Raw genomic sequence first — 14,277 nt, forward strand, 5'->3', positions numbered from 1 at the left:
GGTGTCAACCATGAAACGCGGCAGCGCAGAAAAAGGGGTTAAGCGCGCGTGAAAATATTCACGCGGCTGCTGCCTTACTCAAAACCCCGTATGCGGTCGCCATTGAAATTCGGCAGCCGCCATTCAAAATGCAAGGCCAGGAAGCGGAACAGGAAACCGGCGCCGATGGACGCCAGTTGCGCCACCGCGCTGTCGACCCTGAAGTGCAGCAGGCCGACATACAGGGCGCCCGTGAACAGGGCCACGGTGGCATACACTTCGCGCTGCAGCACGAGGGGAATCTGGTTGCACAGGATATCGCGCAGCAGGCCGCCGAAGACGCCCGTGATCATCCCCGCCAGCACGACGATGGCAGGATGCATCTTGGCCGACATGGCGATGTCGCAGCCGATCACGCAAAACGCCACCAGACCCAGTCCGTCGACCAGCAAAAAGATGGCGCGCAGATGGTGCAGATAGCGGGCGACGAAGGCCGTCACGATGGCCGCGCCGATGGTAAACAGCAGGTATTCGGGATGCGCAATCCAGCCCAGCGGATAGTGACCCAGCAGCACGTCGCGCACGGTGCCGCCGCCGAGCGCCGTGACGGTGCCGATCATGCAGATGCCGAACAAATCCATGCCGCGCCGCATGCCCATGATGGCGCCGGACATCGCTTCGGCGACGATCGCCACCAGGTAAATCGTATATAACAGCATGGTCTTACTCTTCCGAAAATGATTTGAGAATTTGTTCGCGTTCGCGCGCTTCGCTCAGGGTGCGCGCTTCGTTCGTACCCGTGCCGGAGCCGCCATCGCCGGCGTCACCGCGCGCCATGCGCGTATCCGCACCGCCGCTGCCGCAGCCGACGCTGCTGTGGATAAAGGCGAAGTTATCCTTCAGGCAGTCGCCGGCCAGGTATTCGGCATACACGTAATCGCCATCGAGCAGGGCCAGGCCTGGCGGTTCGGCCAATACCTGCTCGCGGCGACCCTGCACGGCCACCTGCATGTAGTCGCGCCAGACGGGCAGCGCCAGGGTGCCGCCGGTGGCGTTGCCCAGGCTTTTCGGCTGGTCGTAGCCGAGCCAGACGACGGAGACGAGGCCCGAGGAATAGCCGGCGAACCAGGCGTCGTACGCGTTATTGGATGTCCCCGTCTTGCCGGCCGCGTCGCCGCGCCCCAGCGCCAGCGCGCCGCGGCCCGTGCCGCTCTTGACGACGTCGCGCAGCATGCTGTCCATGACGTAGGCGTTGCGCGTGGAGATCACTTGCGTACCCGGCGCCGGCTCGCCCTTGGCGCGTGGCGCCGCATCGCTGAACAGCACTTCTCCGCTGCGGCTGCGCACTTCCTTGATCAGTTTCGGCGGCATCTGCATGCCCCCATTGGCGAACACGGCATACGATTGCGCCAGCTGCAGCGGCGTGACGGCGCCCGCGCCCAGCGCCAGCGGCAGGGACACGGGATTGCGCGCGCCCTCGAAGCCGAAGCGCGTGGCGTAGTGCTGCACGTAGCCAGGGCCGGCCGCCTGCATCAGGCTGACGGCCACCAGGTTTTTCGAGCGCACGAGGCCACGCCGCACGCTGATGAAACCTTCATAGTTGTTGCCGTAATTGCGCGGGCGCCAGGGCCGTGCGCCCGTTTCCTGCGGCAGCAGCAGGCGCTGCGTGTCGTCGACGGCCGTGCCGGGAAAATATCCCTTCTCCAGCGCCGCCGAATACACGAAGGGCTTGAAGCTGGAGCCGGGCTGGCGGTAGGCCTGCATGGCATGGTTGTAGTGGTTGCGGTAGAAGTCAAAGCCGCCCGCCATGGCGACGATCTCGCCGCTGTGGGCCTCGACGGAAATGAGCGCGCCTTCCATCTCGGGCAGCTGGCTCACCAGCCAGCCCTTTTTCGCCGCGTCGCGCACCACGCGGATCACGCTGCCCTCGGCGATGGCGCGCTTGCCATCCCAGGCCAGCTTGCCGCCCAGGCGCGCTTCCGATGCCGCCAGCACGATCTCGTCGCCATTGCGCAGCTGCGCCGTCACCTGGCGCTTGCCGGCCGTATCGACCTTGCGCACGAGGGCGGCGCGCAGTTCTCCGCTGTCCGGGTATGGGGCCAGCTGGCGCGCCACGCTGTCTTCGGAGGCGGCCAGGCGCGCTTCCGGTCCACGGTAGCCGCGCCGCGCCTGCGCATTCAACAGCCCATCGCGCAGCGACTTGTCGGCCGCCCGCTGCGGCGCCATGCGAATGGTCGTCGTCACGTCCAGGCCCATGCTGTAGGCGCCTTCGGGATAGCCTTGCAGGATCAGCTGGCGCGCTTCCTCGACCGCATACGCGGCCGCGTGCACGGAGCTGTTGCGGTCCTTGTTCAGGGCCAGCTTTTCCGCCACGGCCGCGTCGTATTCGGCTGGCGTGATGTAGCCGAGTTCGCGCATGCGCTGCAGGATGTAGTGCTGGCGCACGGTGGCGCGCTGGGGATTGGCGACAGGGTTGTAGGCCGATGGCGCTTTCGGCAAGCCGGCCAGCATGGCCGCTTCGGCGATGCTGACGTCGGCCAGCGGCTTGTCGAAATAAATGTTCGAGGCGGCGGAAAAGCCGTAGGAACGCTCGCCCAGGTAAATCTGGTTCATATACAGTTCCAGCAGCTTGTCCTTGCCGTAGTGCTGCTCCAGCTTGTAGGCGAGCAGCATCTCCGTCAGTTTGCGCTGCACGGTCTTTTCGCGCGAGAGGAAAAAGTCGCGCGCCACCTGCATGGTGATGGTGCTGGCACCCTGCGCATGGTGGCCCGTGACGACGTTGGCCAGGGTCGCGCGCGTCAAGCCATAGAAATCGACGGCGCCATGCTCGTAGAAACGCGCATCCTCGATGGCCAGCAAGGCCTGGCGCATGCGCAGCGGGATCTCCTTCAAGGGCAGAAATTCGCGGCGCTCCTCGCCGTATTCGGCCAGCAGCTCGCCTTCGCTCGAGAAAATGCGCAGCGGCAGCGCGGGCTTGTACTGGGCCAGGTGTTCGACGGCCGGCAAATCCTGCCACGCCTGGCGCAGCCACCAGCCGCCCGCCAGCGCGGCGGCCATGCCCAGGCCCAGGGTCAATCCCAGGCCGAATTTCAGATTGCGCGCCAGCTTGGACTGGGGCTTGCGGGTGCTGCTGTCGTTCGCTTGTGCTTCCATGGTGGTATTCCTTGCTGCCAGGAGGCCGCGCGCTGGCGCGCGGCACTCCATCAAAGAGACATTGTGCACTGCAACACACTCATCCTTATGAAAAGTAAGTATTATTTAGTATTGATAAATTTTTCTTATGCAGGCGATGATCATGGATCTCAATCCCAAACATACGGAAGCGTTTCGCGCCGTCGTTGAAACGGGTAGCTTCGAGCAGGCGGCGCTGCGGCTGCACCTGACCTCCCCCGCCATTTCCCAGCGGGTGCGGGCGCTGGAAAGCCAGCTGGGCAATGCCCTGATCGTGCGCAGCCGACCGGCGCGCGCCACGCGCATGGGGCAGCGGCTGATGCAGTACCTGAAACGGGCCAAGCTGCTGGAAGCGGACTTGCAGGCGGAACTGGCCGTGCAGCAGGATGCCCCGCTGACCCTGGTGCTGGCGCTGAACGCGGACTCGATGGGCACCTGGTTCTTCCCCGCCCTGTCCGAGGTGCTGATACGCGAGCGCGTGCTGCTGGACCTGACCGTGGAAGACCAGGACCACACGTATACCTTGCTGGAAACGGGCATGGCGATCGGCTGCATCAGCACGGAAGCCAAGCCCATGCGCGGCTGCACGGCCGAGCCGCTGGGCGTGATGCGCTACTGGCTGGTGGCCACGCCCGCGTTCCGCCAGCAGTGGTTTGCGCACGGCCTGACGCGCAAGGCGGCGCGCACGGCGCCCGTCGTCGCCTACACGCGCAAGGACACCCTGCAATCGTCGTTCCTGCAAGAGGCGCTGGGGCTGCCCGAAGGGGCCTACCCCTGTCATTACGTGCCGGGCGCCACCTCGCACTTCAACGCCATCCGCTACGGCCTCGGCTACGGCATGGTGCCCGAGCTGCTGCTGAAAGCGAATACGGATGGCGAGCTGGTGGAAATGCTCACGCCCAAGACTCCGGCCGACGTGGCCCTGTACTGGCATACGTGGAAGGTGCAGTCGCCGCGCATGGAGCAGTTGTCGCGGCAAATCATCGCGGCGGCGCGCAGCATGCTGAAATAATTATCGTGACAACTACCGTTGCATGCCCCAGCGCTTCAGAGTCACGCGTTCCAAAGTGCGGAAGCCAAGGTTTTCCACGATTAAACCGATGACGATGACGGCGGCCAGACCCGCAAACACCTTGTCCGTGTACAGCTCGTTGCGATTCTGGAAAATGTACCAGCCCAGGCCGCCCTGCCCCGACGTCGTGCCGAACACCAGCTCGGCCGCGATCAGGGTGCGCCAGGCAAACGCCCAGCCTATCTTCAAGCCCGAGACGATGGAAGGCAAGGCGCCCGGCACGAGGATGTGCAGCACCAGGCGCAAGCCGGTCAAGCCGTAATTGCGGCCCGCCATGCGCAGGGTCTCGGGCACGCCCTGAAAGCCTGCATACGTGTTCAGGGCGAGCGGCCACATGACGGAATGGACGATGACGAAGATCAGGCTGGCGCGCCCCAGGCCGAACCACAGCAAAGCCAGCGGCAGCAGGGCAATCGCCGGCAAGGGATTGAGCATGGCCGTCAGGGTTTCCAGCAGATCGCGCCCGATACGGCTGGACACGGCCAGCAAGGTCAGCACGAAGGCGGCCAGCACGCCCACCGCATAGCCCTGCAGCAAGACGACGAGGGAGGCGGCTGTGCGCGTGAGCAATTCACCGCTGGCGATGCCGCCGATAAACGCCTGCGCCGTCTGCAGAAAACTGGGCAACAACAAATCGTTCTGCGTCCAGCGCGCCGCGCCTTCCCACAGCAGGGCCAGGCTGAACAAAATCAGCACCTTGCGCCACAGCGCGTGCTGGCTCACACGCTGCCAGCGCGACAGCGGCTGCTCGACGGTGACGCCGGCCGGCGGCGGCGCCGCATACACGAATTCCTGGCGGATAGGCGGCTCCAGCAGCGCACTCATACGGCCTCCCGGTGGGCACGCTCTGCTTGCGGGACAGGAGCGGCTTCCTCGTCGAACAGCAAGCCGTGGATGCGGCTGCTGGCGGCCTGGAATTCCACACTGCCGGCGCTGTGCAAGTCGAACTGGTGACTGTTCAATTCGGCACGCACCCGGCCCGGATGGGGCGACAGCAGCAGGATGCGGTTGCCCACGACCAGCGCTTCCTCGATCGAATGCGTGACGAAGACAAGCGTAAAGCGCAGCTCTTCCCACAGGCGGCTCAGCTCTTCCTGCATCTTGCGCCGCGTCAGGGCGTCGAGGGCCGCGAACGGTTCGTCCATCAGCAGCACTTCCGGCTGCATGGCCAGGGCGCGGGCGATGGCCACCCGCTGCTTCATGCCGCCCGACAAGGTATGCGGGTGGGCGTCTTCAAAGCCGGCCAGGCCCACCTTGGCGATCCAGTGATGGGCGCGTTCGCGGGCCGCCTGCTTGTCCAGGCGCTTGCTGGCCAGCAAGGGGAACATGACGTTTTCCAGTACGGTTTTCCACGGCGGCAACTGGTCGAATTCCTGGAACACGACGACACGGTCCGGCCCCGGTTTATGAATGGGATGGCCCTGCATGGCGATGCTGCCGGCGCGCGGCGCGATGAAACCGGCCACGGCTTTCAGCAGCGACGACTTGCCGCAGCCCGATGGTCCCAGCAGCACGAAACGGTCACCCCGGAACACGTCGAAACTGACGTCGTGCGTGGCGCGCACGGTGCGCTGCTCCGTACGGTATTCCAGGCTGACATGCTGAACGCTGAGCAGCGGCTGTAGCGCAACGGGAGGACGGACCAGGTGAAAAGCGGGCGCGTTCATGTCAGCCTCCTTGCGTGATGGCAGGATCGTCAAAGAAATAATCGCGCCAGCTGCCGGGAAAGTTGCGGATGGCGCTCACGCGATGCAGGAATTGCGCGAGCCCATAGGTGTTTTGCGGCGCGATCTTGAATTGCACCTGCGGGTTGGCAAAGATTTTCAGCAGCAGATTGCGGTCCACCTTGCTCTTGTTGACCTTGATATAGATGTCGGCCGCGCCTTGCGGATTTCCGCTCGCATACTGCGCCGCTTCCGCCAGGGCGGCGATGAAGGCGCGGTAGGTTTTCGGATTGTCCTTGCGGTACTTTTCCGTCGCATACAGCAGGGTCGACGAGCTGGGACCGCCCTGCACGTCATACGAGTTCAGGATGATGTGGGCGTTCGGGTTTTGCGCCAGTTCCTGCTCCTGGAACGGCGAATTGCCGAAGTGGCCGCTGAGCTCCGTGCCGCCGGCGATGATGGCGGCGGCCGCGTCCGGGTGCGGCAAGGTTTGCGTGATTTTATCGAGGCGGGCGAATTCCTTGTCGCCCCACTGCTTCGCCACGGCCATTTGCAAGATACGCGCCTGCACGGAAACGGAGACGGCCGGCAAGGCGATACGGTCCTTGTCCGTCAAGTCCGCCAGGGTTTTCACCTTGGGATTGTTGCTGACCAAATAGTAGGGGAAGTTGCCCAGGGACGCGACGGCGCGCACGTTCTGCCGGCCTTTCGTGCGGTCCCAGATGGTCAAGAGCGGCCCCAGCCCGGCCCCCGCGATATCGATATTGCCGGACAACAAAGCATCATTGATGGCCGGGCCGCCGGACAAGGTAATCCACTCGACCTTCACATCGACGCCTTGCTGCTTGCCGTGCTTTTCGATCAGCTTCTGTTCCTGCGCGATATTGAGCAAAAGAAAAGTGATGCCGTGCTGGCCCGCGATGCGGATCTGTCCTTCGGCCCGGGCCATGGGCATGGCCATGCACAGCACGGCAATGGCGGCGAGCAGGCGGCGGGAAAAGGTAAAGATCGGCAACATGGACACTCCTTGGTCAACTACGGTCAAAAAAATCAGTACGGCGCATCGCCTTCGATGGTCGTGCGGTAGAGCTTGCGGCGCTGGTCGGGCGGGCAACCGGTCGCCAAGTGCATCAGGGAACGGTTGTCCCAGAACACCAGGTCGTGCGGCTGCCAGCGGTGCACATACAGGTGCTCGGGACGCACGCTGTGGGCGAACAGTTCGTCGAGCAGGGCGCGGCTTTCATCGTCGGGCAGACCGACGATGCGCGTGGTGAAATGTTCGCTGACGAACAGGGCGCGGCGTCCCGTTTCCGGATGCACGCGAACGACGGGGTGGGTGACGGGCTTGACTTCATCGATCTGCGCCTGCGTCAGGGCGGGACGCCATGGATTGCGGCGGCGCAATTCCTCATACTGGCTCAGGTAGCTGTGCTCGGCACGGGCGCCGCGCACGGCGTGGCGCAGCGCGGCCGGCAAGCTTTCCCAGGCCAGGTGCATGTTCGCAAACACGGTGTCGCCGCCCTCGTCCGGCAACTCTTGCGCATGCAGCATGGAACCGAGGCTGGGCACTTCCTTGTACGACAAATCGGAATGCCAGAAATGGCCCGCGTCACCGAGACCGATGGGCTGGCCGTTTTCGACGATGTTCGAGATGATCAGCACTTCCGGCTGCGTGGGCAGCTGGAACTGGCGCAGCACGTGGATTTGCAAGGGGCCGAAGCGGCGGCTGAAATCGACCTGCTGCTGCGGCGTGATGCGCTGGTCGCGGAATACCAGCACGTGATGGTCGAGGTGGGCATGGTGCAGGCGCTGGAAATCGCCCTGCGACAGCGCTTGCGCCAGGTCCAGCCCCAGCACTTGCGCGCCCAGCGGCGCATCGAAAGTTTCGATCTGGAATGGACTGGTGGACTGCACGGGTTTCAGGACGGCCGACATGGGAGTTCGCCAAGAGTCTGGGGAAGTCCACTGTATGCCGGCCAGCCTTGCTTGCAAACGAAGCATTTACTATATGGATATGCGCGGCGCGTTGCGCCACGCTGCAACAGGCATCGGCGTGGCCAGGTACCTGGCGCGACGCCGACGCCGCTTACGCGATTGCTTCGTAGCGGGCCAGGCGCGTCGCCATGCGCGGCGCCAGTTCGTGGCCAGCCGTGACGGTCACTTCCAGGTCGTTCAGCAGGCCATCCTTCAAGCCATAGACCCAGCCGTGAACGCTGAGTTCCTGGCCCCGTTCCCACGCATCTTGCACGACGGTGGTCTGGCACACGTTCAAGACCTGTTCGACCACGTTCAGCTCGCACAGGCGGTCGCCGCGCTGGCGGCTCGTCAGCACGTCGCCCAGGTAACGTTCGTGTTTCTGGCCCACGTCCTGCACGTGGCGCAGCCAGTTGTCGACCAGGCCGATGCGCGTGCCCGTCATGGCCGCATGCACGCCCTTGCAGCCGTAATGGCCGACGATGATGACGTGTTTGACTTTCAGCACGTCCACGGCAAATTGCAGGACGGACAGGCAATTGAGGTCGGAATGCACGACCACATTGGCAATATTACGGTGCACAAACACGTCGCCAGGCGCCATGCCCAGCAGTTCATTTGCTGGCACGCGGCTGTCGGAGCAGCCGATCCACAGGTATTCGGGCGACGTTTGCGCTTCCAGGTTCTTGAAGAAGTTCGGGTCCTTCGCCACCATCGAGTCGGCCCAGCGGCGGTTACGCTGCAGCAGTTCCGCCAGGGCCGGGCCATTTTTCTGTTCGGTCATATCGCTCCCATTGTGTACGTACGACTGAGGGCGGCAGATCGCGCCCATAGGCCGGCGATGCGCGCACATTGTTCAGTCGTGATGAAAAAAACGCCGGGATGTTGAAGCATCCCGGCGCATGGTATTACGTGTGCTTATTCAAAAAAATCCTTGACCTTGTCTTTCCAGGTCTTGCTTTGCGGACTGTGCTTGGCACCGCCCTCGGTCGTCGACTTTTCAAAGTCGCGCAGCAGGTCTTTCTGTTTTTCCGTCAGTTTCACGGGTGTTTCGATGGCCACGTGGCAGAACAGGTCGCCCGCGTAACCGGAGCGCACGCCCTTGATGCCCTTGCCTTTCAGGCGGAAGGTCTTGCCCGACTGGGTGCCTTCCGGGATCGTGAACGACACTTTGCCGTTCAGGGTAGGCACTTCGATTTCGCCGCCCAAGGCCGCCTTGGTGAACGAGATCGGCATTTCGCAATGCAGGTCGTCGCCTTCGCGCTGGAACACGGCGTGCGGCTTGATGTGGATTTCCACATACAGGTCGCCCGACGGACCGCCATTCGTGCCCGGTTCGCCGTTGCCGGACGAACGGATACGCATGCCGTTGTCGATACCGACTGGAATTTTCACTTCCAGGGTCTTGTTGCGCTTGATGCGACCGGCGCCGCCGCACGGCGTGCACGGGTCGGTGATGACCTTGCCGCTGCCATGGCATTTCGGGCAGGTTTGCTGGATGCTGAAGAAACCTTGCTGCATGCGCACCTGGCCGTGGCCACCGCAGGTACCGCAGGTGGTCGGCGACGTGCCCGGCTTGGCGCCGCTGCCGTGGCAAGTGTCGCACTTGTCCCAGCTCGGCACGCGGATGGTGGTGTCGAAGCCGTGAGCAGCTTGCTCCAGTGTAATTTCCAGGTTGTAGCGCAAGTCGGCGCCACGGTACACCTGTGGACCCGCATTGCGGCTGCGTCCACCGCCACCGCCAAAGATGTCGCCGAAGATATCGCCGAAGCTGTCGGCAAAGCCGCCAGCGCCGCCGCCGAAGCCGCCACCGCCGCCCATGTTCGGGTCCACGCCAGCGTGACCATAACGGTCATACGCATCGCGCTTTTCCGGATTGGTCAGCATCTCGTAGGCTTCTTTGACTTCCTTAAACTTTTCTTCCGATTCCTTGCTATCCGGATTGCGGTCCGGATGGTATTTCATCGCCAGTTTACGGTAAGACTTTTTGATCTCTTCTTCCGAAGCATTTTTTGCGACACCGAGTGTCTCGTAAAAATCACGCTTTGCCATGTTGTCGGCACCTTGCAGTCTATCTACTGATGTAAAAATTACACGAAAAAGCCGAGTCGAGTGCTGCACTGGGCAACGACTCGGCTCGGCCGGTCTTCGCGGCTAATTCCGCGATGTAGCGTTCAGCCCGGCTGCCCCCAGTTCATGGGAGCGCAAGACAATTACTTGCTGTCTTTGACTTCTTTGAAGTCAGCGTCAACAACGTCGTCTTGCTTGGCGCCTGCGTCCGATGCGCCAGCAGCTTGCTGTGCACCTTCCGCGCCGCCGGCAGCTTGCTGCGCTTGCATGTCGGCATACATTTTTTCGCCCAGTTTCTGCGATGCGCTCGACAGTGCTTCCACCTTGGCGTCGATCTCAGCCTTGTCGCCCGCCTTGATGCTTGCTTCCAGGTCGGTGATGGCCGCTTCGATCTTCTCTTTCTCGCCCGCATCCAGCTTGTCGCCGTATTCGGTCAAGGATTTCCGGGTCGAGTGTACCAGAGCATCGGCCTGGTTGCGCGACTCGGCCAATTCTTTGACCTTTTTGTCTTCTTCCGCGTTCAGCTCGGCATCCTTGACCATCTTCTGGATTTCAGCCTCGGTCAAGCCGGAATTGGCCTTGATCGTGATCTTGTTTTCCTTGCCGGTGGCCTTGTCTTTCGCGCCGACATGCAAGATGCCGTTGGCGTCGATGTCGAAGGTCACTTCGATCTGTGGCGTACCGCGTGCTGCTGGCGGGATGCCTTCCAGATTGAATTCGCCCAGACCCTTGTTGCCGGCGGCGATTTCGCGCTCACCCTGGAAGACCTTGATGGTCACCGCAGGCTGGTTGTCGTCGGCCGTCGAGAACACTTGGCTGAACTTGGTCGGAATCGTCGTGTTTTTGTGGATCATCTTGGTCATCACGCCGCCCAGGGTTTCGATACCCAGGGACAGAGGCGTAACGTCCAGCAACAGCAAGTCCTTGCGTTCGCCCGACAGGACCGAACCTTGAATCGCTGCGCCCACGGCGACGGCTTCGTCCGGGTTCACGTCCTTGCGTGGATCCTTGCCGAAGAATTCCTTCACTTTTTCCTGCACCTTCGGCATACGCGTCATACCGCCGACCAGGATGATGTCATCGATGTCCGACACTTTCACGCCAGCATCTTTGATAGCGGTGCGGCATGGCTCGATCGTGGCCGTGATCAGCTCTTCCACCAGCGATTCCAGCTTGGCGCGGGTCATCTTCAGGTTCAAGTGGACCGGTGCGCCGTTCGCCATGGCGATGTACGGCTCGTTGATTTCGGTTTGCTGCGACGACGACAATTCGATCTTTGCGCGCTCGGCCGAAGCCTTGATGCGCTGCAGGGCGATCGGATCTTTTTTCAGGTCGATGCCGTTGATCTTCTTGAACTCATCGATGATGTAATCGATGACGCGCTGGTCGAAGTCTTCGCCGCCCAGGAAGGTGTCGCCGTTGGTCGACAGCACTTCAAATTGTTTTTCGCCATCAACATCCGCGATTTCGATGATCGACACGTCGAACGTACCGCCACCCAAGTCATACACGGCGATTTTACGGTCGCCTTTTTCGGTCTTGTCCAGGCCGAACGCCAGCGCTGCTGCGGTTGGCTCGTTGATGATGCGCTTGACGTCCAGGCCAGCGATACGGCCGGCATCCTTGGTGGCTTGACGCTGCGAGTCGTTGAAGTACGCAGGCACGGTGATGACGGCTTCGGTAACTTCTTCACCGAGGTAGTCTTCTGCCGTTTTCTTCATCTTGCGCAGCACTTCAGCCGAAATTTGCGGCGGCGCCAGTTTTTTGTCGCGTACGCCGATCCATGCATCGCCGTTGTCGGCTTTCATGATTTGGTACGGCATCAGCGCGATGTCTTTTTGGACTTCTTTTTCGTCGAACTTGCGACCGATCAGACGCTTGACTGCGTACAGCGTGTTTTTCGGATTGGTCACGGCCTGGCGTTTCGCTGGCGCGCCGACGAGAATTTCGCCATCTTCTTGATAAGCAATAATCGACGGCGTCGTGCGTGCGCCTTCAGCGTTTTCGATTACCTTTGGTTGACCGTTTTCCATGATGGAAACGCAGGAATTCGTGGTTCCCAGATCGATACCGATAATTCTACCCATGATTTTTTTCCTTTTATTTGCTAGATTTCAGATGGTTCTTATATGTGGCAAAGCGGCATGGTTTCAAGGCTTGCTTGATGCCGCACTCTGATTATTTTGCTTGCGCGGTCGTTACAATGGCTGGACGCAGCAGGCGGTCCGCAATCATATAGCCCTTTTGCAGGACTGACACGATGGTATTGGCTTCCTGGTCCGCCGGCACCACGGCAACGGCCTGGTGTTTCATCGGATCGAGCTTCTCGCCCTGCACTGGCAACACTTCCACCAGGCGGTTGCGCTCGAACGCGGCGTTCAATTGCTTCAAAGTCATTTCGACGCCTTCTTTCAGCGATTCGATGGTCGGTGTTTCCACCGTCAGCGCCGTTTCCAGGCTGTCCTTGACGGGCACCATGGCTTCGGCAAAGCTTTCCACGGCGAATTTATGTGCTTTAGCAACATCTTCCTGCGCGCGGCGGCGGATATTTTCGCCATCGGCCTTGGCGCGCATGAAGGCATCGTGCATCTCTGCAAGACGCGCTTCGGTACTCGCCAGCTGCTCTTCCAAAGTAGGCTCTGCGGGAGTCGATGGGGCAGTCGCCGCGGCGTCCGCTTGCGGATTAGGTACAGCTTGGTTTTCCTGATCTTGCATCTGAAAAGCTCCTACAATCAATGACTTAAATGAGTTAGTCTAACTATCTTTACAACACTAACGGGCAGATGGGGCTATATCCTATTGTTTCAAGGGGTATGCGTGGCAAAACCGAAATTACATGGGTCCATGTTACAGCCTATTACAAAGCGCTTCCCATTTCGGACATCCATCCGTGCGCGCCCACCCTTGATTTTCCTGGCTTCCCACGGCAAAGCGGGCATTCTACCAGCCCCGCCGCAGCCATCGCCACTGGCGGTGTTGCTATTTGGAAAGCCACTTGGCCGCGCCAGACATGACAAAGCCGCGCAAGCGCGGCTTCAAGATGGCAAAAAATCCAGCAATGTCAGTTCGTCGCGCCCAGGGCCAGCGCCGCCGTGCGCGCCTGCTCGCCCGCTTTCTTGTCCGCCTCGCGCTGCGCCGCCGTCTTCATCGTCGGCCAGCCGATCATGTGCTGTTCCGCAATTTCCGCCATGCCCGCGATCCAGGCCGGCGTTTCGTTCAGGCAAGCGATGTAATGAAACTGCTGGCCGCCGGCCGCCTCGAAATCATGCTTGGCTTCCATGGCGATTTCTTCCAGGGTTTCCAGGCAATCGCTGGTAAAGCCTGGACACAGCAGATCGACGCGCTTGACGCCCTGCTGGGCCAGCGCCACCAGGGTGGGCGCCGTGTACGGTTGCAACCATTCGGCCTTGCCAAAGCGGGACTGGAAGGTCACCACGTATTGCTCTTTGCTCAACTTCAACTTTTCCGCCAGCAGGCGCGCCGTTTTCAGGCATTGGCAGTGGTAGGGGTCGCCCAGCAGCAAGGTACGCTTGGGCACGCCATGAAAACTCATCACCAGTTTTTCCGGGCGGCCATGCGCTTCCCAATGGTTCAGCACGGAATCGCGCAAGGCGTCGATATACGTGTCGTGTTCGTGATATTGCTTAATAAAACGCAATTCCGGCACATTGCGCACGGTGGCGTAATGGGCAAACACGGCGTCATAGATGGAACCGGTCGTCGTGCCCGAGTATTGCGGATACGCAGGCAGGATGGCGATGCGTTCGCAGCCCTCGCTTTTCAGCTGGGCCAGCACGTCAGGCAGGGAAGGCGAACCGTAGCGCATGGCCATGGCCACCGTCACGCCGTCATGGCCCCGCTCGGCCAGCGCGCCGGCCAGCAATTTCGCTTGCTTTTGCGTATGCACTTTCAGGGGCGAGCCCTCGCGCGTCCAGATCGACGCGTATTTCTTGGCCGACTGGCCCGAACGGAAGGGCAAGATAATCAGGTTCAAAATGAACCACCAGACCAGGCGGGGAATCTCCACCACGCGCGGGTCCGACAGGAATTGTTTCAGGTAACGCCGCACGGCCGACGAGGTCGGCGCATCGGGCGTGCCCAGGTTGACGAGCACCACGGCGCTGCGGTCGATGCTGCCATGCGTGTACGGCGGTTCAGTTTGAAATGACATGAAGGCTCTTCGAAGGCGTTGGATAGATTAGCCAGTTATTATAGTTACATTGCGTCAACATCGGGAAAGATGGATGTCGATGCAATTCACCCATAGCAAAAGCCGGGGTCAGTCACTGCGTGATCGCAATGCGCTCCAATGGAACGCATTGCCCCGGCGGGTCTGACCCCGGTCTG

At 61.5% G+C, this 14,277-nt stretch carries 12 protein-coding genes; 1 reads left to right on the top strand and 11 read right to left on the bottom strand.

Translation table 11 applies throughout. The features are described 5' to 3' along the window. Window positions 1–74: 74 nt before the first annotated feature. Window positions 75–698, bottom strand: a complete 624-nt coding sequence (locus CLU90_RS15920; RefSeq protein WP_092711884.1) for a trimeric intracellular cation channel family protein — start codon at window positions 696–698, stop codon at window positions 75–77. A gap of 4 nt (window positions 699–702) precedes the next feature. After that, a complete protein-coding gene (locus CLU90_RS15925) occupies window positions 703–3,132 on the bottom strand; it encodes a penicillin-binding protein 1A (protein ID WP_092711886.1) in 2,430 nt (809 codons plus the stop codon). 136 nt (window positions 3,133–3,268) lie between these two features. On the opposite strand from CLU90_RS15925, the gene CLU90_RS15930 reads away from it, so the two are divergent. Next, window positions 3,269–4,162 (top strand): HTH-type transcriptional regulator ArgP, encoded by an 894-nt coding sequence (locus CLU90_RS15930; RefSeq protein ID WP_198511329.1) that lies wholly within the window; start codon window positions 3,269–3,271, stop codon window positions 4,160–4,162. A 12-nt stretch (window positions 4,163–4,174) separates the two neighbouring features. Here the strand turns inward: CLU90_RS15930 and CLU90_RS15935 are convergent, their stop codons facing one another. The 9 genes from CLU90_RS15935 to hemH form a co-directional block, all read right to left on the bottom strand. Next, the gene (locus tag CLU90_RS15935) at window positions 4,175–5,047 is read right to left on the bottom strand and encodes an ABC transporter permease (protein WP_092711888.1); all 873 of its coding nucleotides are present in this window, start codon (window positions 5,045–5,047) and stop codon (window positions 4,175–4,177) included. After that, window positions 5,044–5,889, bottom strand: coding sequence for an ABC transporter ATP-binding protein (locus CLU90_RS15940; RefSeq protein ID WP_092711891.1), 846 nt, complete (start codon window positions 5,887–5,889; stop codon window positions 5,044–5,046). Before CLU90_RS15940 ends, CLU90_RS15935 begins: the two co-directional genes overlap by 4 nt. A 1-nt stretch (window position 5,890) precedes the next feature. Further along, window positions 5,891–6,904 carry an ABC transporter substrate-binding protein gene (locus CLU90_RS15945; protein ID WP_100428368.1) on the bottom strand — a complete coding sequence of 338 codons (1,014 nt, stop codon included), beginning with the start codon at window positions 6,902–6,904 and terminating at the stop codon, window positions 5,891–5,893. A gap of 32 nt (window positions 6,905–6,936) precedes the next feature. After that, the gene (locus tag CLU90_RS15950; RefSeq protein WP_092711895.1) at window positions 6,937–7,821 is read right to left on the bottom strand and encodes a TauD/TfdA dioxygenase family protein; all 885 of its coding nucleotides are present in this window, start codon (window positions 7,819–7,821) and stop codon (window positions 6,937–6,939) included. 151 nt (window positions 7,822–7,972) lie between these two features. Further along, entirely contained in the window at window positions 7,973–8,644 is a 672-nt protein-coding gene (gene can / locus CLU90_RS15955; protein ID WP_035822585.1) for a carbonate dehydratase, read from the bottom strand. Window positions 8,645–8,778: 134 nt separating this feature from the next. Next, window positions 8,779–9,912, bottom strand: coding sequence for a molecular chaperone DnaJ (dnaJ, locus tag CLU90_RS15960; RefSeq protein ID WP_034745985.1), 1,134 nt, complete (start codon window positions 9,910–9,912; stop codon window positions 8,779–8,781). A 161-nt stretch (window positions 9,913–10,073) separates the two neighbouring features. Next, a complete protein-coding gene (dnaK, locus tag CLU90_RS15965) occupies window positions 10,074–12,017 on the bottom strand; it encodes a molecular chaperone DnaK (RefSeq protein ID WP_092711897.1) in 1,944 nt (647 codons plus the stop codon). A gap of 91 nt (window positions 12,018–12,108) precedes the next feature. Then, on the bottom strand, window positions 12,109–12,645 hold the full coding sequence (grpE, locus tag CLU90_RS15970; RefSeq protein ID WP_092711899.1) for a nucleotide exchange factor GrpE: 537 nt from the start codon (window positions 12,643–12,645) through the stop codon (window positions 12,109–12,111). 346 nt (window positions 12,646–12,991) lie between these two features. After that, window positions 12,992–14,101: a ferrochelatase gene (gene hemH, locus CLU90_RS15975; RefSeq protein WP_100428369.1), complete on the bottom strand. Its 1,110-nt coding sequence runs from the start codon at window positions 14,099–14,101 to the stop codon at window positions 12,992–12,994. Window positions 14,102–14,277 lie beyond the last annotated feature (176 nt).

This window comes from Janthinobacterium sp. 67 (genome assembly GCF_002797895.1).
Classification (GTDB): Bacteria; Pseudomonadota; Gammaproteobacteria; order Burkholderiales; family Burkholderiaceae_D; genus Janthinobacterium.